The organism is Klebsiella sp. HMSC16A12, from assembly GCF_001808265.1.
Classification (GTDB): Bacteria; Pseudomonadota; Gammaproteobacteria; order Enterobacterales; family Enterobacteriaceae; genus Klebsiella; species Klebsiella pneumoniae.
Map to the genome: position 1 here is coordinate 83,614 of NZ_KV792648.1, position 20,411 is coordinate 104,024.

General features: G+C 60.2%; 20 protein-coding genes. 9 read left to right on the plus strand and 11 right to left on the minus strand.

Translation table 11 applies throughout. The annotated features are described in order from the left end of the window. Positions 1–121: 121 nt before the first annotated feature. The 4 genes from fur to ybfF all read right to left on the minus strand — a co-directional run bounded on the left by fur (position 122) and on the right by ybfF (position 2,748). Positions 122–574 carry a ferric iron uptake transcriptional regulator gene (gene fur / locus HMPREF3140_RS25055; protein WP_002894761.1) on the minus strand — a complete coding sequence of 151 codons (453 nt, stop codon included), beginning with the start codon at positions 572–574 and terminating at the stop codon, positions 122–124. Positions 575–865: 291 nt separating this feature from the next. Next, positions 866–1,396: a flavodoxin FldA gene (gene fldA, locus HMPREF3140_RS25060; protein ID WP_002894765.1), complete on the minus strand. Its 531-nt coding sequence runs from the start codon at positions 1,394–1,396 to the stop codon at positions 866–868. Positions 1,397–1,547: 151 nt separating this feature from the next. Further along, positions 1,548–1,841, minus strand: coding sequence for a LexA regulated protein (gene ybfE / locus HMPREF3140_RS25065; protein WP_032411057.1), 294 nt, complete (start codon positions 1,839–1,841; stop codon positions 1,548–1,550). A 133-nt stretch (positions 1,842–1,974) separates the two neighbouring features. Beyond that, a complete protein-coding gene (gene ybfF, locus HMPREF3140_RS25070; protein WP_004152229.1) occupies positions 1,975–2,748 on the minus strand; it encodes an esterase in 774 nt (257 codons plus the stop codon). A 183-nt stretch (positions 2,749–2,931) separates the two neighbouring features. On the opposite strand from ybfF, the gene seqA reads away from it, so the two are divergent. The 3 genes from seqA to HMPREF3140_RS25090 are packed head-to-tail and all read left to right on the plus strand — an operon-like array spanning position 2,932 to position 5,645. Then, positions 2,932–3,480 carry a replication initiation negative regulator SeqA gene (seqA, locus tag HMPREF3140_RS25080; RefSeq protein ID WP_002894771.1) on the plus strand — a complete coding sequence of 183 codons (549 nt, stop codon included), beginning with the start codon at positions 2,932–2,934 and terminating at the stop codon, positions 3,478–3,480. Positions 3,481–3,512: 32 nt separating this feature from the next. Beyond that, positions 3,513–5,153 carry a phosphoglucomutase (alpha-D-glucose-1,6-bisphosphate-dependent) gene (pgm, locus tag HMPREF3140_RS25085; RefSeq protein WP_002894773.1) on the plus strand — a complete coding sequence of 547 codons (1,641 nt, stop codon included), beginning with the start codon at positions 3,513–3,515 and terminating at the stop codon, positions 5,151–5,153. Positions 5,154–5,207: 54 nt separating this feature from the next. Continuing rightward, positions 5,208–5,645 carry a hypothetical protein gene (locus tag HMPREF3140_RS25090; protein ID WP_004176864.1) on the plus strand — a complete coding sequence of 146 codons (438 nt, stop codon included), beginning with the start codon at positions 5,208–5,210 and terminating at the stop codon, positions 5,643–5,645. Here the strand turns inward: HMPREF3140_RS25090 and kdpE are convergent. The 6 genes from kdpE to kdpF are packed head-to-tail and all read right to left on the minus strand — an operon-like array spanning position 5,627 to position 13,412. Further along, positions 5,627–6,304: a two-component system response regulator KdpE gene (kdpE, locus tag HMPREF3140_RS25095; protein WP_002894776.1), complete on the minus strand. Its 678-nt coding sequence runs from the start codon at positions 6,302–6,304 to the stop codon at positions 5,627–5,629. The genes HMPREF3140_RS25090 and kdpE overlap by 19 nt on opposite strands. Beyond that, positions 6,301–8,988: a two-component system sensor histidine kinase KdpD gene (gene kdpD, locus HMPREF3140_RS25100; RefSeq protein WP_004176863.1), complete on the minus strand. Its 2,688-nt coding sequence runs from the start codon at positions 8,986–8,988 to the stop codon at positions 6,301–6,303. Before kdpD ends, kdpE begins: the two co-directional genes overlap by 4 nt. Continuing rightward, positions 8,989–9,564 (minus strand): potassium-transporting ATPase subunit KdpC, encoded by a 576-nt coding sequence (gene kdpC / locus HMPREF3140_RS25105; protein WP_004142248.1) that lies wholly within the window; start codon positions 9,562–9,564, stop codon positions 8,989–8,991. Positions 9,565–9,574: 10 nt separating this feature from the next. Next, positions 9,575–11,623, minus strand: coding sequence for a potassium-transporting ATPase subunit KdpB (kdpB, locus tag HMPREF3140_RS25110; RefSeq protein WP_023284857.1), 2,049 nt, complete (start codon positions 11,621–11,623; stop codon positions 9,575–9,577). 20 nt (positions 11,624–11,643) lie between these two features. Continuing rightward, entirely contained in the window at positions 11,644–13,323 is a 1,680-nt protein-coding gene (kdpA, locus tag HMPREF3140_RS25115) for a potassium-transporting ATPase subunit KdpA (protein ID WP_004152226.1), read from the minus strand. Next, positions 13,323–13,412 carry a K(+)-transporting ATPase subunit F gene (gene kdpF / locus HMPREF3140_RS28025; protein ID WP_020323459.1) on the minus strand — a complete coding sequence of 30 codons (90 nt, stop codon included), beginning with the start codon at positions 13,410–13,412 and terminating at the stop codon, positions 13,323–13,325. Before kdpF ends, kdpA begins: the two co-directional genes overlap by 1 nt. A 306-nt stretch (positions 13,413–13,718) precedes the next feature. Here kdpF and HMPREF3140_RS25120 point away from each other — a divergent pair, with 306 nt between their 5' ends. Together HMPREF3140_RS25120 and phrB are read left to right on the plus strand one after the other, a co-directional pair. Continuing rightward, positions 13,719–13,928, plus strand: a complete 210-nt coding sequence (locus HMPREF3140_RS25120) for a DUF2517 family protein (RefSeq protein WP_175437607.1) — start codon at positions 13,719–13,721, stop codon at positions 13,926–13,928. Between the two features lie 183 nt (positions 13,929–14,111). Beyond that, entirely contained in the window at positions 14,112–15,554 is a 1,443-nt protein-coding gene (gene phrB / locus HMPREF3140_RS25125) for a deoxyribodipyrimidine photo-lyase (RefSeq protein ID WP_032411062.1), read from the plus strand. Here phrB and dtpD read toward each other — a convergent pair. Beyond that, on the minus strand, positions 15,526–17,004 hold the full coding sequence (gene dtpD / locus HMPREF3140_RS25130; RefSeq protein WP_004199663.1) for a dipeptide permease DtpD: 1,479 nt from the start codon (positions 17,002–17,004) through the stop codon (positions 15,526–15,528). The two genes, phrB and dtpD, sit on opposite strands and share 29 nt — an antisense overlap. Before the next feature lie 267 nt (positions 17,005–17,271). On the opposite strand from dtpD, the gene HMPREF3140_RS25135 reads away from it, so the two are divergent. Genes HMPREF3140_RS25135 through pxpA form a run of 4 tightly spaced genes read left to right on the plus strand, consistent with a single transcriptional unit; the run spans position 17,272 to position 20,345 of the window. Next, entirely contained in the window at positions 17,272–18,015 is a 744-nt protein-coding gene (locus tag HMPREF3140_RS25135) for a type 2 GTP cyclohydrolase I (protein ID WP_004176858.1), read from the plus strand. 14 nt (positions 18,016–18,029) lie between these two features. Beyond that, complete coding sequence (gene pxpB, locus HMPREF3140_RS25140) at positions 18,030–18,686, plus strand: 5-oxoprolinase subunit PxpB (RefSeq protein WP_004176857.1); 657 nt, start codon at positions 18,030–18,032, stop codon at positions 18,684–18,686. Then, positions 18,680–19,612, plus strand: a complete 933-nt coding sequence (pxpC, locus tag HMPREF3140_RS25145) for a 5-oxoprolinase subunit PxpC (protein ID WP_004183433.1) — start codon at positions 18,680–18,682, stop codon at positions 19,610–19,612. Before pxpB ends, pxpC begins: the two co-directional genes overlap by 7 nt. Next, entirely contained in the window at positions 19,602–20,345 is a 744-nt protein-coding gene (gene pxpA / locus HMPREF3140_RS25150) for a 5-oxoprolinase subunit PxpA (protein WP_004176856.1), read from the plus strand. The genes pxpC and pxpA overlap by 11 nt, the downstream gene beginning before the upstream one ends. Positions 20,346–20,411 lie beyond the last annotated feature (66 nt).

Here is a 20,411-nt window from a genome sequence, read left to right on the forward strand (position 1 = left end):
CTCTCCGGACAAAGCGGGGATGAGGAAAGTCACCCCAGGGGCGTGTGCGGGAAGGGCGCCAGAGGCGCCCATAAAAAAGCCAACCGGCAGGTTGGCTTTTCAGTCTCAGCGAAACGGGGAATTATTTTTCCACCGCGTCGTGGGCGTGTTCGTCCTCGCGGCAATCCCCTTCCGCACAGTGACCGTACAGATACAGACTGTGGTTGGTCAGGCGGATGCCGTGGCGGGAGGCAATTTCACGCTGGCGTAATTCGATCGAGTCGTCGCTGAATTCGATCACTTTGCCGCAGTCGAGGCAGATCAGGTGATCGTGGTGATGCTGCTGGGTCAGTTCGAAAACGGATTTTCCGCCTTCGAAATTATGACGAGTCACGATGCCGGCGTCATCAAACTGGTTGAGGACGCGGTAAACGGTCGCCAGACCGATCTCTTCGCCCATGTCGATCAGGCGTTTATATAAGTCTTCCGCACTGACATGATGGTTATCCGGTTCCTGCAGCACTTCAAGGATTTTTAGTCGAGGAAGTGTGACTTTCAGGCCAGCCTTCTTTAATGCGGTATTGTTGTCAGTCATGCGGAATCTGTCCTGTTGCTAAACGATCTACTTCCTTCAACGGAAGTCATACAGAAATTAACCCGACGTAATGCGTCTCATTATAGAACTGCCACTGGTAAATGAAAACTGCAAGCATCGGGCCTGGTTTGCTGTCAAAAACGAGGCACCAGCTACAAACTGCGTCACGTGCCTCGTAGAATCAGAGGACATTGTACAGATATGTGATTAAAAGTTAAAAACTTGTAGCTATTAGTTTGATTGCTTTTGTCTATTAATGCGGCGCAACTCAATGATTGCGCCGCTTAATCATCAGGCGTTTTTGATTTCTTCGAGGTGCAGCTCTTCGGCAACCTGCTTCACCCATTTCTCAACGCGCTCGTTGGTCAGCTCCGGCTGGCGGTCTTCATCGATGGCGAGGCCGACGAAGTGGTCGTCATCCGCCAGGCCTTTGGAAGCTTCAAAATGATACCCCGCCGTTGGCCAGTGACCGACGATGGTCGCGCCGCGCGGCTCAATGATGTCGCGGATGGTGCCCAGCGCGTCGCAGAAGTATTCTGCGTAATCTTCCTGGTCGCCGCAGCCGAACAGCGCCACCAGTTTGCCATTGAAGTCGATCTCTTCCAGCGTCGGGAAGAAGTCATCCCAGTCACACTGCGCTTCACCGTAGTACCAGGTCGGGATACCGAGCAGCAGGATGTCGTGGGCTTCCAGGTCTTCTTTGCTGCTTTTGGCAATGTCGTGAACATCAGCAACATCTTTACCAAGCTGCTTTTGAATCATTTTTGCAATATTTTCGGTGTTGCCGGTGTCGCTGCCAAAAAAGATGCCGATGATTGCCATGAGTAAAATAACCTCTTGAAACTTAAATGATGTGGTAGGGACGCAATGCCCATAGATAACGGCAATCATAGCAGAACAGGCAAGGGCGCGGAAACAGCAATCACGCCCGACTGCACACTCTGCTACATGAATGCGGGTTTTTCGCGGAAAGTTAGACTTTTCCCTGGCTGCGCAGGGCGGTTAACTGGGCCATCAGCATCTCTTCAATGAGATCGCTGCGGCTCATATTACGCGCTTCCGCCAGCTCGTTGAGCGCATCGACCGCATCGGCGTTGAGTTTTAACTCCACGCGCTTCAGCCCGCGAACCCTATCGCGTTTCAGCTGGTTACGTTTGTTGATGCGCAGTTGTTCATCGCGCGACAGCGGATTGGTTTTCGGTCTTCCCGGGCGACGCTCGTTTGCGAACAAATCTAATGTCGTACGGTCCGTTTGTTCTTTTGCCATGATTCTGAGTGACTTCGGGGAAACAAGCTGCCGGGCTCTAGCCGGCGCAGATAGCGCGCCATCATACATCAGGCGAACGGCTGCGCCAACGACCGCGGGCATTCTGCGGCGCGGTCGGGCATATTTTAGCCAATCAGGCGGCGATGCTCGTCAGATAGCGGCGGATGGCGCGTAACACCGCCTCGGGTTTCTCGGCATGGACCCAGTGTCCGGCGCCGGCGATGACGTGGGCCCGGGCCTGCGGGAACTGGGCCAGCAGCGCGTCGCGGTAGGCGTCGGTCACATAGGGCGAGTTGCCTCCGGGAATAAACTGCGTCGGGTGCGGCCAGGCCGGGATGGTTTCCCAGCCGACGATATGCGGATACTGGTCCCACAGCACCGGCACGTTGAAGCGCCAGTCGCCGTCGACGAATGATTTCAGCAGGAACTGAATCACGCCTTCTTCCTGCAGGTGCTCGCGCATCACCTGCGCCGCCTGCTGGCGGGTGCTGGCGGCGGATTCGCTGACGGCGCGGATAGCGGCGAAAATCTCATCATGGCGGCGAACGTGATAATCCACCGGCGCGATATCGATCGCCACCAGACCGCTGATGCGTTCAGGCGCCAGGGCGGTAAGCGCCATTACCGCTTTCCCGCCCATCGAATGGCCGATAAAGGTGGCGCGCTCGATCTGGTGCGCGTCGAGCGTATCAAGCAGATCCTGCGCCATGGCGGGGTAGGTCATCTCTGGCGACCGCGGCGACAAACCGTGGTTGCGCATATCGACCTGCACAATATCATGGTCGGCGATCAGGTCGCGGGCGAGGATGCCCAGGTTGTCCAGGCTGCCAAACAGACCGTGGACCAGCACGATCGGGGAGTGGTTGTGCGGATTCTGTGCAGATTGCGCTCGGCTATTTAATTTCATGGCAAAGTTCTTTTTTTCGCTCCGTCGGGTTAGGGTATTATGTTGGACATTCTGCCATCCGGCTGCAAGACCCAGAAGTTTTCTGAGTTTTACCGCCATCCTGGTTTGACGCTATCCGCGGTTGGGATTTGTACTTATAATCCCAACGATTTGTATTCAGAAAAGATATCGCACTGGATTAAGATGAAAACAATTGAAGTTGATGATGAACTCTATCGCTATATTGCCAGCCACACTCTGCATATCGGCGAGAGCGCATCCGACATTTTACGGCGTATGCTAAAATTTTCCGCCGTTTCCCAACCGGCTACACCGGTCAGCAAAGCCGCGCCGACGCTGGCGCCAGCGCCTGTCGCTGAGGTGAAACCCGCTAACCCGGTGAAAGATAAAGTCCGCGCCATGCGCGAGATGCTGTTATCTGATGAATACGCCGAGCAGAAGCGCGCGGTGAACCGTTTTATGCTGGTGTTGACGACCCTCTACTCCCTGGACAGTAAAGCATTTGCCGAGGCCACCGAGTCTCTGCACGGCCGCACGCGCGTTTACTTCGCGGAAGATGCGCGTACGCTGCTGAAAAGCGGTAATCAGACCAAACCGAAACAGGTTCCTGGTACACCGTGGTGGGTGATCACCAATACCAATACCGGCCGTAAATGCAGCATGATTGAGCACATCATGCAGTCGATGCAGTTCCCTGCGGAGCTGATTGAAAAGGTTTGCGGCACGATCTAGCTTTTTAACATTTGCACCAGAAGGATCAGGCAATGGCAATCGATAAACGTGCGGGGCAGCCTGCGCAACAGAGTGATTTGATTAACGTCGCCCAACTGACTGCTCAGTACTACGTGCTGAAGCCTGAAGTCGGTAATGCGGAGCATGCGGTAAAATTCGGCACCTCTGGCCATCGCGGCAGCGCGGCGCGCCACAACTTCAACGAACCGCATATCCTGGCCATCGCCCAGGCCATTGCGGAAGATCGTGCGAAAAACGGGATCACCGGTCCGTGCTATGTCGGCAAAGATACCCACGCCCTCTCCGAGCCGGCGTTTATTTCGGTGCTGGAAGTGTTAACCGCCAACGGCGTCGACGTGATCGTGCAGGAAAACAACGGCTTCACCCCGACGCCGGCGGTCTCCAACGCGATTCTGGTGCATAACAAAAAAGGCGGTCCGCTGGCGGACGGCATTGTGATCACCCCGTCACACAACCCGCCGGAAGATGGTGGTATCAAGTACAATCCGCCAAACGGCGGCCCGGCTGATACCAACGTCACCAAAGTGGTGGAAAACCGCGCCAACGAACTGCTGGCCGCGGGCCTGCAGGGCGTGAAACGCATTTCTCTGGACGCGGCGCTGGCTTCTGGCCACGTTAAAGAACAGGATCTGGTGCAGCCGTTCATTGAGGGGCTGGCGGATATCGTCGATATGGCCGCAATCCAGAAAGCCGGCCTGACGCTGGGCGTCGATCCGCTGGGCGGGTCCGGTATCGAATACTGGAAACGCATTGGCGAGCACTACAAGCTCAATCTGACCATTGTTAACGATCAGGTGGATCAGACCTTCCGCTTTATGCACCTCGATAAAGACGGCGCCATCCGCATGGATTGCTCCTCAGAGTGTGCGATGGCCGGCCTGCTGGCGCTGCGCGATAAGTTCGATCTGGCGTTTGCTAACGACCCGGATTACGACCGCCACGGGATTGTCACCCCGGCGGGGTTGATGAACCCGAACCACTACCTGGCGGTAGCGATCAACTACCTGTTCCAGCATCGTCCGCAGTGGGGCAAAGAGGTGGCGGTGGGTAAAACGCTGGTCTCCTCCGCGATGATTGACCGCGTGGTGAACGATCTGGGCCGCAAGCTGGTGGAAGTGCCGGTGGGCTTTAAGTGGTTTGTCGACGGCCTGTTCGATGGCAGCTTCGGCTTCGGCGGCGAAGAGAGCGCCGGGGCCTCCTTCCTGCGCTTCGACGGCACGCCGTGGTCCACCGATAAAGACGGCATCATCATGTGCCTGCTGGCGGCGGAAATCACCGCGGTGACCGGGAAAAACCCGCAGGAGCATTACAACGAACTGGCGGAACGCTTCGGTGCGCCGAGCTATAACCGTCTGCAGGCTTCCGCGACCTCCGCGCAGAAAGCGGCGCTGTCCAAGCTCTCTCCGGAAATGGTCAGCGCTGACACCCTGGCGGGGGATCCGATCACTGCCCGTCTGACCGCGGCGCCGGGCAACGGGGCGGCGATTGGCGGCCTCAAGGTGATGACCGACAACGGCTGGTTCGCGGCGCGTCCGTCAGGCACCGAAGACGCCTACAAGATCTACTGCGAAAGCTTCCTCGGCGAAGAGCATCGCAAGCTGATTGAAAAAGAAGCGGTAGAGATTGTCAGCGAAGTGCTGAAGAACGCTTAACGACGCACTACCATCAGGCCCCTTGCGGGCCTGATTTTTTTCGCAAGGATAGCGATGAAAATACAACGGAAGTCTCTGTTTTTGTTCTGGGCGTGGATGGATCTCTTTTTCGTCCTGCAATTCTTATGGTGGAATATTGCCCACCGCCGCCTCCCTTTTTACGACGATCTGCTGGCTTATCTCCAGCTGCTGCACACCTGGGGCTCCGCGGCGGTCTGGCTGTACCCGCTGAATGTTCTGCTGATTATCAGCATCCCGCTATCGATGATCTTTTTTTTCCGCCAGAGCCGCTATGCGCTGTGGCTGGCCTGGGGGCAGGCGCCGCTCAGGCTGCTGTTTATGCAGCCTTCGCTATCGCTGGGCCTGTGGCTGATTCAGGCTGCCGGCGTCCGGCATTTAGCGATCCTGGCAGGCTTTCTGCTGCTCTCTGAAGGGCTGAAAATCGCCAGCCTCTGGTACTGCAGAGGCGGGATTCAGGGCATAAAGCGATAGCCAATCCCGGTTTCGGTCAGCAAATGCTGCGGCCGTGCCGGATCGGCCTCCAGCTTTTGTCGCAGATGACCCATATAGATCCGCAGATAGTGGCTGTGCTCCACGGCGTTAGGCCCCCACACCTGATTTAGCAGCTGGCGCTGGGTAAGCACTTTGCCGGGATTATTCAACAGCGCCGCCAGCAGGCGAAACTCGATAGGCGTCAGGTGGATCTCTTCGCTGCCGCGCAGGATGCGGCGGGCGGGGATATTGACCTCCAGGTCAGCGAAGCGCACCACCGGCTCATCGGCCTGCGCCGCGCCGTGGCGACGCAGCGCGACGCGCAGGCGGGCCTGCAGCTCGCCGATGCCAAAGGGTTTACTTAAGTAGTCATCGGCGCCGGCATCCAGGGCGGCAATTTTGTCATGCTCTTCGCTACGCGCTGACAGGACGATAATCGGCATCTGGCTCCACTGACGCAGGTCGCGAATAAAATCAATGCCGTCACCATCCGGCAGGCCGAGATCGAGGATCGCGAGGTCGGGCTTACGGGTGGCGGCTTCAATCAGCCCACGCTGCAGGGTTTCCGCTTCAAATACGCGCATGCCGTCGGCTTCCAGCGCGGTGCGCAGAAAGCGTCGGATAGCGTGTTCGTCTTCGATAATCAGAACGTTAATCACAATTCCTCAGGTAGCTCTTCCAGTTCAGGGGGCGTTTCTCCCGGCAGTGTAACACGGAATGAGGCGCCGCCCTCGGGCCGGTTGCTGGCGGAGATGGTCCCGCCGTGGACGTCGACGATGGCCTGACAGATGGCAAGGCCCAGCCCGACGCCAGGGATCGCCGACTCTTTGTTGCCGCGGGCGAATTTATCAAAGATAGTCTGTTCCTGGCCTGCCGGGATCCCAGGACCGTTATCCCATACCTCCAGCGACAGCTGCCGGGCGTCCGCCTCGGCGCGGATGCCGATGCTCGCCCGGGCGCCGGCATACTTATGGGCATTTTCCAGCAGGTTGATCAGCACCCGCTCGAACAGCGGCCCGTCGACATGCACCAGCTGGAGGGGATCGGGTAAATCCAGCTGAATATGCTGGCCGCCGAGGCTTGGCTCGAGCATGCGCAGCGCGCTGCCGACCACTTCCTCCAGCGTCAGCCACTCCTTATGCAGATTAAAGCCGCCGGACTGGATCCGCGCCATATCCAACAGGTTGTTCACCAGCCGGGTGGTGTTGAGCACATGCTGGCGGATTTCGTTGGCCTGCGGGGCATGTTTTGAACCTTCGCTGGCCAGATCGAGGGTCAGAATTTCCGCCTGGCCAAACAGCACGGTTAGCGGAGTACGCAGATCGTGCGACAGGGCGGCGAGCAGCGAGTTACGCAGGCTTTCCCGCTCGCTGGTCAGCCGGGCCTGCTCTTCGCTGGCGGTCAGGGTGAGGCGCTCCAGGGCGCTGGCCACCAGCAGGGTAAAGGTCTCCAGCAGCCGCTGCTGCTCCGGGATCATCAATTGGCGCAGATTCTCCGGTTCCACCACCAGTAGTCCCCAGGTGCGGGCGGCGCTCTTCAGGGGCAAGATCTGATACGGCACGCCGGGCAGGGTATCGGTGCCGGCGCCGGCAGGCTGCCCCTTATCAAAGCTCCAGCGGGCGATGGCATCATCCCACGGGGTCAGCCCTGGCTGGTGGGTTAAGGGCAGCAGTTTTCCCTGGGCGTCCGGGAGCAGCAGCTGGCTGCGGGCCTGAAAGGTGGAGGCGATAAACCGCTCGCTGGTGGTGGCGATATCCTGCTGGCTGCGACCCACCGCCAGCGCTTTAGACATCTCATACAGATGGCGGGTACGGCGTTCGCGGTAGCGCGCCACCCGCGCCTGGTAGCGCACGCCGGCGGTGAGGTTGCCGATAAGCAGGCCCACGGTGAGCATCACGCCGAAGGTGAGCAGATACTGGACATCCGACACCGCCAGCGTTCCGCGCGGGGCGACAAAAAAGAGATCGAAGCTGATGACGTTGATCACCGTCGCCAGCACCGATGGCCAGCGGCCATAGACCAGGGCGATGAGCACCACCCCCAGCAGATAGAGCATCACCAGGTTGGCGGCTTCGAAGGCCATCAACCACTGCATGGCCACCAGGGTAATGATGGCGCATAGCGCCACCGCCACCGCGCAGCCCTGCAGCTGCAGGCGCCATTTCTCCAGCGCCGGACGGCTGTCGCTGGCGCGTGCGGCAAGGGGGAAGGGTTTCTCATCGAGGGCGATCACCACCAGATCGAGGTCCGGCGCATGGCGAGCCAGACGATCGGCGAAGCCGCTGCGATCCCACCAGCGGCGCTTGCTTTGGCGGCCAATGACGATTTTGCCGAGGTTATGTTCGCGGGCGTAATGGAGGACCGCTTTCTCTTCCGACGGGTCGGAGAGGGTGGCGGTTTCGGCCCCCAGCTCCTGGGCCAGACGCAGCGCGGCGAGAATAGCCCGCCGCCGGCCTTCCGGCAGCCGGTGCAGGGAAGGGGTCTCGACATACACCGCATGCCAGACGCTGCCCAGGCGGGCGGCGAGCCGGGCGGCGGCGCGCACCAGCTTTTCGCTGCCGGTGTTGTGCCCAATACAGAGCAGGATCGCATCGCGGGTGTGCCAGACTTTCTCCTGGCCCTGGCGGTCGCGCCAGGCGCGCATCTGCTCATCGACGCGGTCGGCGGTGCGGCGCAGGGCCAGCTCGCGCAGCGCAATCAGATTGCCCTTGCGGAAAAAGTTTTCGATAGCGCGCTCGGCCTGGCCGCCGATGTAGACTTTGCCCTCATTGAGCCGCTGGCGCAGATCGTCAGGGGGGAGGTCCACCAGCACCACGTCGTCCGCGGCGTCAAAGAAGGGATCGGGAACCGTCTCCCGCACCTGCACGCCGGTGATCCCGCTGACGACGTCATTCAGGCTTTCCAGATGCTGGACGTTAACGGTAGTGAAAACATCTATCCCGGCCTCCAGCAGTTCATCCACATCCTGCCAGCGCTTTGGATGGCGGGAGCCTGGCGCATTGCTGTGCGCCAGCTCATCTACCAGAATCAGCGCCGGACGGCGGGCGAGGGCGGCGTCGAGATCGAACTCATAGACGTACCGCCCGCGATGGGCAAGCCGCCGCGGCGGCAGAGTGCTCAGGCCCTGCAGCATCGCGGCGGTCTCTTTACGGCCGTGGGTCTCCGCCACGCCAATCAGAATATCCAGCCCCTGGGCGCGCAGCCGCTGCGCTTCCGCCAGCATCGCCCAGGTTTTCCCCACCCCGGCGCAGGCGCCAAAGAACACTTTCAGTTTGCCGCGATGCGGGGCGGCGGTGTGCTGCAGCAGGCGGTCAGGGTCCGGGCGCAGCGGCTCGTCACTCATTTACTTATCCTTCAGGGCATCCAGCGCCATATTGAGTTGCAGTATATTGACCACCGGCTGGCCAAGGAAGCTCAGCAGCGGGGTTTGTGTGGCCTGATTCACCAACTGGGTTACCTGCTCAACGCTCAGCTGGCGCGCTTGAGCCACCCGGGGCACCTGCCACAGCGCGGCGGCCGGAGTCAGGTTGTTATCGAGACCGCTCGCCGAGGTGGTGACCAGTTCGACCGGCACCCGCGGGTCGGCGTCCGGGTTGGCGGCGCGCAGGGCCTGCACGCGCTCGCTCACCGCTTTATCCAGCGCCGGGTTGCTGGCGGCGAGGTTGCTGCCGCCAGAGGCCATGGGATTATCCGCCGTCTCCGCGGTGGCCGACGGGCGGCCCTGGAAATAGCCTGCGGCGGTGAAGTTCTGGCCAATCAGCGCCGAGCCGCGCACTTCACCGTTCAGGCGGATCAGCGAGCCGTTGGCCTGTGAGTTAAACCACCATTGTCCCAGGCTGGTGGTAAGCAGAGGATAGACGCCGCCGGTGAGCAGCGTTAACAGAATAAATAGCACAAGTGCCGGACGAATCAATGACATAGTTTGTTCCTCACACCAGACCGCTCAGGGTCAGCAGCAGGTCGATGGCTTTAATACCGATAAAGGGCACCAGCAGACCGCCGAGGCCGTAGATCCACAGGTTGCGGCGCAGCATCGCCGAGGCGGAGAGTGGGCGATAGCTGACGCCTTTCAGGGCCAGCGGGATCAGGAAGACGATGATCAGCGCGTTGAAGATAACGGCGCTGAGGATCGCCGATGAGGGCGAATGCAGGCCCATCACGTTCAGCATGGCCAGCTGAGGATAGACCGCGGCAAACGCCGCCGGAATAATGGCGAAATATTTCGCCACGTCGTTGGCAATACTGAAGGTGGTCAGCGAGCCGCGCGTCATTAACATCTGTTTGCCGATATGGACCACCTCAATCAGCTTGGTGGGGTTGGAATCCAGGTCGACCATGTTGCCCGCTTCCTTCGCCGCCTGGGTGCCGGAGTTCATGGCTACCGCCACGTCGGCCTGAGCCAGCGCGGGCGCGTCGTTGGTGCCGTCGCCGGTCATCGCCACCAGACGACCTTCCGACTGGTACTGGCGGATCAGCGCCAGCTTGGCTTCCGGCGTCGCTTCGGCGAGGAAATCATCGACGCCGGCCTCGGCGGCGATCGCCGCGGCGGTCAGGCGGTTATCGCCGGTGATCATCACCGTTTTAATGCCCATTTTGCGCAGCTGGGCGAAACGTTCTTTGATGCCGCCTTTGACGATATCTTTGAGCGCAATAATCCCCAGCACCTTTTCCCCTTCGGCGACCACCAGCGGCGTGGCACCCTGGCGGGCGACCTCTTCCACCTGTTTATCGACATCGGCAGGGAAGTGGCCGCCGTTGGCCTCCACGTGGCGGCGAATGGCGTCCACCGACCCTTTGCGGATCATGCGCTGATCGATATTGATGCCGCTCATCCGCGTTTGCGCGGTAAAGGGGACAAAGGTGGCGTGCAGCGACTGCAGATCGCGTTCGCGCAGGTTAAAGTGCTGTTTCGCCAGCACCACGATGCTGCGCCCCTCAGGGGTTTCATCCGCCAGCGAGGAGAGCTGGGCGGCGTCGGCGAGGGTTCGCTCTTCCACGCCGCGCGTCGGCAGGAAGGCGGAGGCCTGGCGGTTGCCGAGAGTAATAGTCCCGGTTTTATCCAGCAGCAGAACATCGACGTCGCCAGCGGCTTCCACCGCGCGGCCGCTGGTGGCGATCACGTTGGCGCCGAGCATACGGCTCATCCCGGCGACGCCGATGGCCGACAGTAGCCCTCCGATGGTGGTCGGGATCAGGCACACCAGCAGGGCGACCAGTACGGTAACGCTGACCGCATTGCCGCTCCACGCCGAGAAGGGCCAGATGGTGGCGGTGGCCAGCAGGAACACCAGCGTCAGGGCGATCAGCAGGATCGTCAGGGCGATCTCGTTCGGCGTTTTACGGCGCTGGGCGCCTTCCACCATGGCGATCATCCGGTCGAGGAAGGTTTCTCCCGGGTTCACGCTGCAGCGGATCACCAGCCAGTCGGAGAGAATGCGTGTCCCGCCGGTCACCGAGGCAAAATCGCCACCGGATTCACGGATCACCGGGGCAGATTCGCCGGTAATGGCGCTTTCGTCCACCGAGGCGCCGCCTTCGATGACTTCGCCATCGCAGGGGATAATATCCCCGGCTTCCACCAGCACCACGTCGCCTTTGCGCAGGTCTTCCGCCGGCACGTGGTCGACCGGCGCGTCATGCTGCGGGGCGCGCAGTTTGCGGGCGAAGGCCGTTTTTTTCACCCCTTTCAGGCTGTTGGCCTGGGCTTTGCTGCGGCCTTCCGCCATCGCTTCGGCAAAGTTGGCGAACAGCACGGTAAACCACAGCCAGATACTGACGGCGGCGGTAAAGGTGGCGCTACCGGTCAGGGCGCCGCCAGCCATGGCGATCGCCAGCAGGGTAGTTAACAGACTGCCCACCCAGACGATAAACATCACCGGATTGCGCCATTGCACCATCGGGCTGAGTTTTTTCACGGCATCCAGCAGCGCCTGGCGCACCAGCGTCGGCTCCAGCAGGGCTAATTGTTTGCGACTCATAACAGGGTGCTCCGCATCGCTCAAAGTAAGGAAAAGTGTTCAGCCAGCGGGCCAAGCGCCAGCGCAGGAATAAAGGTCAGGGCGCCCACCAGCAGCACGGTGCCGATCAGTAAACCGATAAACAGGGCGTCGTGAGTGGCCAGGGTGCCGGGGCTGGCCGGTTGAATTTTCTTCGCCACCAGCGAGCCGGCGATGGCCATCACCGGAATGATGACGGCGAAGCGGCCGACCAGCATGCAGAACGCCAGCAGCAGGTTCCAGAACGGCGTCGCCGCGCCCAGGCCAGCGAAGGCGCTGCCGTTGTTATTGGCCGCCGAGGTGACGGCGTACAGCACTTCGCTAAAGCCGTGCGGTCCAGGGTTGAACATCCCGGCGCGGCCGGCGTCGGTCATCATCGCCAGCGCCGTGCCGAGCAACACCAGCGTCGGGGTGACCAGAATGGCGAGGGCGATCATTTTCATTTCCCGGACATCGATTTTCTTCCCGAGGTACTCCGGGGTGCGGCCGACCATCAGCCCGGCGATAAATACCGCCAGCATAACGAACAGCAGCATGCCGTACAGGCCCGAGCCGACGCCGCCGAATACCACTTCGCCAATCTGCATCAGCCACATCGGCACCATGCCGCCCAGCGCGGTGAAGGAGTCATGCATGGCATTGACCGCGCCGCAGGAGGCGGCGGTGGTGATCACCGCGAACAGACTGCTGGCGAGAATACCGAAGCGACTCTCTTTTCCTTCCATATTCAGGCTGCTGTCGGCACCCAGCGTCAGCAGATGCGGATTGCCGCGGGTCTCCGCCCACATCACCACGGCGACGCAGAGGATAAAGATCAGCGTCATTGCCCACAGGATGGCGCGTCCCTGACGCCGATCGCTTACCACCTCGCCGAAGGCGAAGCACAGCGCCGCCGGGATCAGGAAGATCGCCAGCATCTGCACGAGATTGGTCAGCGCGGTCGGGTTTTCAAACGGATGGGCGGAGTTGGCATTGAAGAAACCGCCGCCGTTAGTGCCCAGCAGCTTAATCGCTTCCTGTGAGGCGACAGGCCCCATCGGCAGCAGCTGGTGCACCCCTTCGAGGGTGGTAAAGGGCTGGTAGGCCTGCAGATTCTGCGGCACGCCCTGCTGAATAAAGAACAGGGCCACCAGCAGAGAGAGCGGCAGCAGCAGCCACAGGGTAATGCGCGTCAGATCGACCCAGGCATTGCCGAGGGTCGACATTTTCTGCCGGGCGAAGGCGCGGGTCAGGGCGAAGACCACGGCGATGCCGGTGGCGGCGGAGAGGAAATTCTGCACCGTCAGGCCGACCATCTGGCTGAGATAACTCATGGTGCTTTCGCCGGCGTAAGCCTGCCAGTTGGTATTGCTGACAAAGCTGATCGCGGTATTGAGCGCCAGATCCCATGACAGCCCCGGCAGGTGCTGCGGGTTAAACGGCAGCACGCCCTGGAGCATCAGCAGGGCAAACAGCGCCAGGCCGCCGAGGGCGTTAAACAGCAGGATCGCCAGCAAATACTGCAGCCAGCCCATCTCCTCGGCGCGGATCCCGGCCACGCGCCACAGGACGCGCTCGACGCCGGCCAGGCCGGGAAGCGGGATATCGTTCACCATTCTCGCCAGACACATCCCCAGCGGGCGCGCCAGCACCAGCAATACCAGCAGATAGCTGGCTAATAATAAAAATCCCTGGGCAGCCATCAGAATGCCTCCGCATGTATCAAGGCATAAACCAGATAAGCCAGTAACAGGAACACCAGCCCAACGCCAGTGAGTACGCCTGCAGTCACAATCCACCTCCGGGTGTGTTTTCGATTTACCTGGAGGATAGAAATTACGGCGCAAAGATTTCGCAAAAATCCGCGGGTGCGGTGTAAAAAAAGTATAAAAATGACAAAGGCACAAATTAACTGATGGTTAGTATTAATTTAACTTTTTCGTAACTAATTTACGTGGCGAATGTAAATTAAGTATAAATACGTGCTTTTTAGTGGTCGGATGAGTAGTAAAATTACAAGCAGAGCGGTATTATTTTGCTCAGACAAACATGATTAATTTTACCGGCGCTGCTTGCCGGCCTGACAAAGGGGAGAGAAATGATGGCGTTGTACAAAGCTTATCCTGCTCATATTATTTTGCTGCGTCGTGCTTTCGCCGTCGTGGCTGGCGTCGCAGCGCTGCCGGTGATACTGTTCTGGAAAGATCGCGCCCGCTACTACAGCTGGCTGCACCGGGTGTGGTCGAAAACCAGCGAGCAGCCGGTGTGGATGGCGCAGGCGGAGAAAGCCGCTCACGATTTCTATTAATCCTCCTGCTGCGAAGAAAATAACAAGACCGCCGGGTTGCCCCGGCGGTTTTTTTTCGCCGCTTGTCTACACTCGTTTTTATGCGCCGCCTTGGAATTGGCAGGTGCGTATTTTGCCGGAGCGCGCTATTTTTGCCGGCTTAGATCATAAGATGAGTATTGCTGACGGATAATAAGGAGTGATATGGCCACCCATCTGGTCTGGTTACGCACGGATTTACGCATTCACGATAACCTGGCGCTGGCTGCCGCCTGCCGCGATCCGCAGGCGCAGGTGCTGGCGCTGTATATCGCCACCCCGGGGCAGTGGCGTGAACATCACCTGGCGCCACGGCAGGCCGCTTTTATCGCCAGCCATTTACAGAGTCTGCATGCCGCGCTGGCGGAACGGGGCATACCGCTGTGGGTAGAAGAGGCGGACGATTTTACCGCCAGCGTCGAACGGCTGGCCGATTTTTGCCAGCAGCATCAGGTCAGTCACCTGTTCTACAACTATCAGTACGAATTCAATGAACGCCAGCGCGATGCCGCCGTTGAGAACACCTTGTGCGACGTGATTTGCCAGGGCTTTGACGACAGCGTCCTGTTGCCGCCCGGCAGCGTACTGACCGGTGGCGGCGAAATGTATAAAGTCTTCACCCCGTTTAAAAATGCGTTTATTCGCCGTCTGCGGGACGGGCTGCCGGCGTGCGTGGCGGCCCCGAAGCCGCGCCAGGCGCCTGCCCGCCAGGCGCCGCCGCTGCCTGAGCTTAACTACCCGCAAACGCCGTTTGACGGGCTGCTGTTTGCCGCGGATGAAAAAACGGCGCTGGCGCGTCTGCGCGCGTTTTGTCAGCAAGCGGCGGCGGATTACGAGGGGCAGCGCGACTTCCCGGCCGTGGAAGGGACCAGTCGCCTGTCGCCCTGCCTGGCCATCGGCGTGCTGTCCCCCCGCCAGTGCCTGCATCGTCTGCTGACGGAACATCCCGCCGCGCTGGACGGCGGAGCCGGCGCCACCTGGCTTAACGAGCTGATCTGGCGCGAGTTTTACCGCCATCTGATGGTCTACTATCCGAAGCTCTGTAAAGGACGGCCATTTACTGCCTGGACAGATAAGGTCGCCTGGCGCGCAGAGGAGGCCGCCCTGCAGGCCTGGCAGCGCGGGGAGACCGGTTTTCCGATAGTCGATGCCGCCATGCGCCAGCTGAACGCCACCGGCTGGATGCATAACCGGTTGCGCATGATTGTCGCCAGCTTCCTGACCAAAGATTTGCGCCTCGACTGGCGGGCGGGCGAGCGCTATTTCATGAGCCAGCTGATTGATGGCGACCTGGCGGCGAATAACGGCGGCTGGCAGTGGGCGGCTTCAACGGGCACCGACGCCGCGCCCTATTTCCGCATATTTAACCCCACAACCCAGGGCGAAAAGTTTGATAAACAGGGGGTGTTTATACGTCGCTGGCTGCCGGAGCTGGCAAAGGTGCCGGAGAAGGCCCTGCATCAGCCGTGGGCGTGGGCGGATAAACAAGGGATCACGCTGGATTATTCGCGCCCGATAGTTGATCACAAGCAGGCGCGGCAGGAGACGCTGGCGGCCTGGGAGGCCGCCAGAAAAGGAATTACTCCACCGCCAGACGGCGGGTCCTGACTTTCAGCGAATGATACAGCCAGATGACCAGCACCACGCCGACGCAGGCCAGCGCGCCCCAGGTGATCTGGCTGAAGACGGTAATGTAGGCGTCAATGGAGTAGTTCACCGCTCCGGCGGCGTCGAATGACGCCTGCGAGGTCTGGTCGGCGATAACGCCGGCCAGATAGTTGGCGATGGCCCCTGAGAGCAGCATATAAATACCGGTCAGCACCCCAGTGACACCCGGGATCTCAATGCGGGTGATCTGCGACATCGCGACCGGGTCGATAAACAGTTCGGCAAAGCCCATCACCGCCAGACCCAGCACCATCAGCGGCATGGACGACTGACCATAGGCCGCCGACCAGCGGGCGCTGAGGGTCAAAATGCAGAACCCGGCGCTCATCAGGCCCAGACCGAGGGCAAATTTCCCCCAGATGCGCACGGTGCGATTGCCGTTCACGCTCTCTTTCACCAGCCACGCCAGCACCATCCCGCAGAGCATCACCGCGAAGGCGTTGATTGACTGGAACATAGCGGTAGGGACTTCGTAGCTCATGATATGGCGGTTAACGAAGCGGTCAATATACAGGCTGATGGAGCTCCCGCCCTGTTGGGCGAAGGCCCAGAACAGCAGGCTGAAGGCGGTCAGGACGACGATCAGGCGCAGATCCTTGCGCTGTTTATCGGTTTCGGCGCGCAGGTAGATCCGCGCCAGTACCGCGAGGCCAATGGCCGTGGCCACGATCAGGGCATACACCGACCACTCCTGCCAGAACAGTACCGCAATCAGCAGCGGGGCGGTAACCAGCAACACCAGCAGCCAGCCCCAGTTTGGCAGCAGGAAGCGGCGCGCGCACAGCGCCTGGCGGTTGACGCCAGCGGTATGCTGGAAATGACGGTTGCCGCAGAGGAAAATCACCAGCCCCGCGACCATGCCGATGGCCGCCAGGGCAAAGCCCATCGCCCAGCTATACTCCTCCTGTACGTAGCCGCAGGCGATCGGCGCGATAATCGAGCCGATATTGCCGGCGGCATACATCAGCGAAAAGCCGCCATCGCGACGCGGATCGGCGGGTTCGTACAGCTCGCCCAGCAGACAGCTGACGTTGGATTTAAACAACCCGTAGCCGCAGACGATGATCGCCAGCGACAGGTACAGGAAAAGCGGAGCGGTTTCGCTGGCCCCGAGCACCAGATGGCCAATGGCCATCAGCAGCGCGCCGAGCATGACCGCCATCCGGTTGCCTAACAGCTTATCGGCCAGATAGCCGCCGAGGATCGGCGTCACATAGACCAGCGAACAGTAGGCGCTGAACAGGGCGTAGGCATGGTTATCGTCATATTTGAGCTGATTGGTGAGATAGAGGATCAGCAGGGCGCGCATGCCGTAAAAGCTAAAATACTCCCAGATTTGCAGCGCCACGACGTAGTAGATCGCCCGCGGTTGCGATGATGTTGTCTGCATATGAAGTGTGTTTCCTGGCGTAAAGCGAAAGTCGATCGTTCTGCATGAATAGCGATTTATCAGTCATATTCATGGCTTTAGGGGCTTTCTGATTATTTAATATGCTTTATTAGTGCATAAATATACACTAATGCGCGGCGGGATGAATAGACAAATTGCGGGATTCGTTAAAAAGTCATGGTCAGTGACGGTAGCGGACTATCGACGACCCGAATGGATATGGTTATGTTATGCCTTTGTATAACCTGATTATCTGCTGGAGTGGCGATGAAAAATAGCGAACTGGAACAACTGATTAACGACAAGCTCAATAGTGCGGCCATCAGTGACTTCGCCCCTAACGGTCTGCAGGTGGAAGGACGCGAAACGGTGCACAAGATCGTCACCGGAGTGACGGCCTGCCAGGCGCTGCTGGATGAGGCCGTCCGTCTGCAGGCGGACGCGGTGATTGTTCATCACGGCTATTTCTGGAAAAACGAATCGCCAGTGATCCGAGGCATGAAGCGCCGTCGCCTGAAAACCCTGCTGGCCAACGATATCAATCTCTACGGTTGGCACCTGCCGCTGGATGCCCATCCGGAGCTGGGCAATAACGCGCAGCTGGCGCATCTGCTGGGGATTAACGTGCTCGGCGAAATCGAACCGCTGGTGCCTTGGGGCGAGCTGTCGATGCCGGTTTCCGGCCTCGAACTGGCCTCGTGGATCGAAGCGCGACTGGGGCGCAAGCCGCTGTGGTGCGGCGATACCGGGCCGGACACCGTCAGCCGCGTCGCCTGGTGTACCGGCGGCGGCCAGAGCTTTATCGACGCCGCGGCGCGCTTTGGCGTGGACGCCTTTATCACCGGCGAGGTGTCGGAACAAACTATTCACTCTGCCCGCGAGCAGGGCCTGCATTTTTATGCCGCCGGCCACCACGCCACCGAGCGGGGCGGCATTCGCGCCCTCAGCGAATGGCTGACGGAAACGACCGATCTGGACGTTACCTTTATTGATATTCCTAACCCTGCCTGACGGGAGAGAAGAAAGTGCAGCGAGCGCGTTGTTATCTGTTAGGTGAAACGGCGGTGGTCCTGGAGCTTGAGCCTCCGGTGACCCTGGAGAGCCAAAAACGTATCTGGGGCCTGACGCAGCGGTTGACCGATCGCGAAGAGGTGGTTGAAGTGATCCCGGGGATGAACAACATCACCGTTGTGCTGCGTCGTCCGCAGGAGATGGCGTGGGAGGCGATTGACAAGCTGCAGCGCTGGTGGGAAGAGAGCGATGCGCTGGAGCCGGAATCCCGTGAGATAAGTATCCCGGTTATCTACGGCGGCGAGGCGGGACCAGATCTTGGCGACGTCGCGCGCCATAGCGGGTTGAGCGAAAAGCAGGTGGTCGAACTGCACTCTTCGGTGGAGTATATGGTGTGGTTTCTGGGTTTCCAGCCGGGGTTTCCGTATTTTGGCGGCCTGCCGGAGCAGCTGGCGATGCCGCGTCGCGCCGAGCCGCGCGTACTGGTACCGGCGGGATCCGTCGGTATCGGCGGATCGCAAACCGGTATTTATCCGCTGGCGACGCCGGGCGGCTGGCAGCTGCTGGGGCGCACGCCGCTGGCATTATTCGATCCAAAACGTGAAGAGCCGGTGCTGCTGCGTTCCGGCGATCGCGTGCGCTTTGTGCCGCAGAAGGAGGGGGTATGTTGAAATTTATCCGCGCCGGCATGTATACCTCGGTACAGGATGGCGGCCGGGAAGGCCAGCGCCAGTGGGGGATTAGCCGCTGCGGCGCGCTGGATAAACCGGCGATGACCATTGCCAATCTGCTGGTGGGCAATGCGCCGGAGGCGGCGGCGCTGGAAATTACGCTGGGTCAGGTCGATGTGCAGTTTACCCGCCACTGCTGGTTCGCGTTGACCGGCGCCGCCTGTGAAGCGACGCTCGACGGCGCGCCGGTCTGGTTGGGCTGGCGAATGGAGGCGAAGGCCGGGCAGCGGCTGGTGCTGAAAAATCCTCAGCATGGGATCCGCAGCTATCTGGCGGTCGCGGGCGGTATTGATGTCCCTGAAGTTTTAGGTTCCCGCTCTACCGATCTGAAAGTCGGTATCGGCGGAATCGAAGGGCGCCGGTTGCAGGATGGCGATCAAGTGAAGATTGGGAAATCGTCCCGCCGCTTTAGCGCCTCGCGCGGCGTTAAACAGCTGCCGATAGGCAATATTATTCGCGCGCTGCCGGGGCCGGAGTATCACGAATTCGACAGCGTGTCGCAGGAGTCTTTCTGGCGCTCGCCGTGGAAGCTGAGTCCGCAAAGCAACCGTATGGGCTACCGCCTGCAGGGGCAGCCGCTCAGGCGCACAACCGACCGGGAAATGCTCTCTCATGGCCTGCTGCCCGGCGTGGTACAGGTACCGCATAACGGCCAGCCGATTGTGTTGATGAACGATGCGCAAACCACCGGCGGCTATCCGCGTATAGCCTGCATTATTGAAGCCGATATGTACCAACTGGCGCAAATTCCGCTAGGTCAGCCGATCCATTTCACCCCCTGTTCGCTGGAGGAAGCGCTAAAAGCGCGCGCCGACCAGCAGCGCTACCTTGAACAACTGGCCTGGAGATTAAGCGATGAAAATTGATTTAAATGCCGACCTCGGCGAAGGCTGCGCCAGCGATAGCGCGCTGCTGCAGCTGGTCTCTTCCGCCAATATCGCCTGCGGCTTTCACGCCGGCGATGCGGTTCTCATGCAGCAATGCGTGCGCGAGGCGCTGAAAAACGGCGTCGCTATTGGCGCACACCCGAGCTTCCCGGACCGGGAAAATTTCGGTCGAACCGCGATGCAGTTACCGCCAGAGACGGTCTACGCCCAGGTGCTGTACCAAATTGGCGCGCTGGCGGCAATCGTACACGCCCAGGGGGGCGAGCTGCGGCACGTCAAACCGCATGGCATGTTGTACAACCAGGCGGCGAAAGAGCCGCCTTTGGCCGACGCTATCGCCCGTGCGGTGCGCGATGCCGACGCCGACCTGGTGCTGGTTGGGCTGGCGGGCAGCGAGCTTATCCGCGCCGGACAGCATTATCAGTTGACGACGCGCCAGGAAGTCTTCGCCGATCGCGGCTATCAGGCCGACGGCAGCCTGGTGCCGCGCAGCCAACCGGGCGCGCTGATTGAGAGCGAAGAGCAGGCGCTGGCGCAAACGCTGGAAATGGTGCAGCACAATCGGGTGCGCAGCCTGAGCGGCGAATGGGCGCATGTTAAGGCGGAAACGGTCTGCCTGCATGGCGATGGCGCTCACGCGCTCGATTTCGCCCGACGCTTGCGCGCCGCGTTTGCCGGGCGGAATATCGACGTCAGCGCGGACCTCGAGTAATAGTCCGCCTAAGTTATTAATAATAATTAAATCAAATAATTAACAACACTCACAATACTCACAACT

Excerpts from the sequence above, each read along its gene's own strand:
- fur (WP_002894761.1), bottom strand. The coding sequence starts at position 574 with ATGACTGACAACAATACCGCATTAAAGAAGGCTGGCCTGAAAGTCACA.
- fldA (WP_002894765.1), bottom strand. The coding sequence starts at position 1,396 with ATGGCAATCATCGGCATCTTTTTTGGCAGCGACACCGGCAACACCGAA.
- ybfE (WP_032411057.1), bottom strand. The coding sequence starts at position 1,841 with ATGGCAAAAGAACAAACGGACCGTACGACATTAGATTTGTTCGCAAAC.
- ybfF (WP_004152229.1), bottom strand. The coding sequence starts at position 2,748 with ATGAAATTAAATAGCCGAGCGCAATCTGCACAGAATCCGCACAACCAC.
- seqA (WP_002894771.1), top strand. The coding sequence starts at position 2,932 with ATGAAAACAATTGAAGTTGATGATGAACTCTATCGCTATATTGCCAGC.
- pgm (WP_002894773.1), top strand. The coding sequence starts at position 3,513 with ATGGCAATCGATAAACGTGCGGGGCAGCCTGCGCAACAGAGTGATTTG.
- HMPREF3140_RS25090 (WP_004176864.1), top strand. The coding sequence starts at position 5,208 with ATGAAAATACAACGGAAGTCTCTGTTTTTGTTCTGGGCGTGGATGGAT.
- kdpD (WP_004176863.1), bottom strand. The coding sequence starts at position 8,988 with ATGAGTGACGAGCCGCTGCGCCCGGACCCTGACCGCCTGCTGCAGCAC.
- kdpC (WP_004142248.1), bottom strand. The coding sequence starts at position 9,564 with ATGTCATTGATTCGTCCGGCACTTGTGCTATTTATTCTGTTAACGCTG.
- kdpB (WP_023284857.1), bottom strand. The coding sequence starts at position 11,623 with ATGAGTCGCAAACAATTAGCCCTGCTGGAGCCGACGCTGGTGCGCCAG.
- kdpA (WP_004152226.1), bottom strand. The coding sequence starts at position 13,323 with ATGGCTGCCCAGGGATTTTTATTATTAGCCAGCTATCTGCTGGTATTG.
- HMPREF3140_RS25120 (WP_175437607.1), top strand. The coding sequence starts at position 13,719 with ATGATGGCGTTGTACAAAGCTTATCCTGCTCATATTATTTTGCTGCGT.
- phrB (WP_032411062.1), top strand. The coding sequence starts at position 14,112 with ATGGCCACCCATCTGGTCTGGTTACGCACGGATTTACGCATTCACGAT.
- dtpD (WP_004199663.1), bottom strand. The coding sequence starts at position 17,004 with ATGCAGACAACATCATCGCAACCGCGGGCGATCTACTACGTCGTGGCG.
- HMPREF3140_RS25135 (WP_004176858.1), top strand. The coding sequence starts at position 17,272 with ATGAAAAATAGCGAACTGGAACAACTGATTAACGACAAGCTCAATAGT.
- pxpC (WP_004183433.1), top strand. The coding sequence starts at position 18,680 with ATGTTGAAATTTATCCGCGCCGGCATGTATACCTCGGTACAGGATGGC.
- pxpA (WP_004176856.1), top strand. The coding sequence starts at position 19,602 with ATGAAAATTGATTTAAATGCCGACCTCGGCGAAGGCTGCGCCAGCGAT.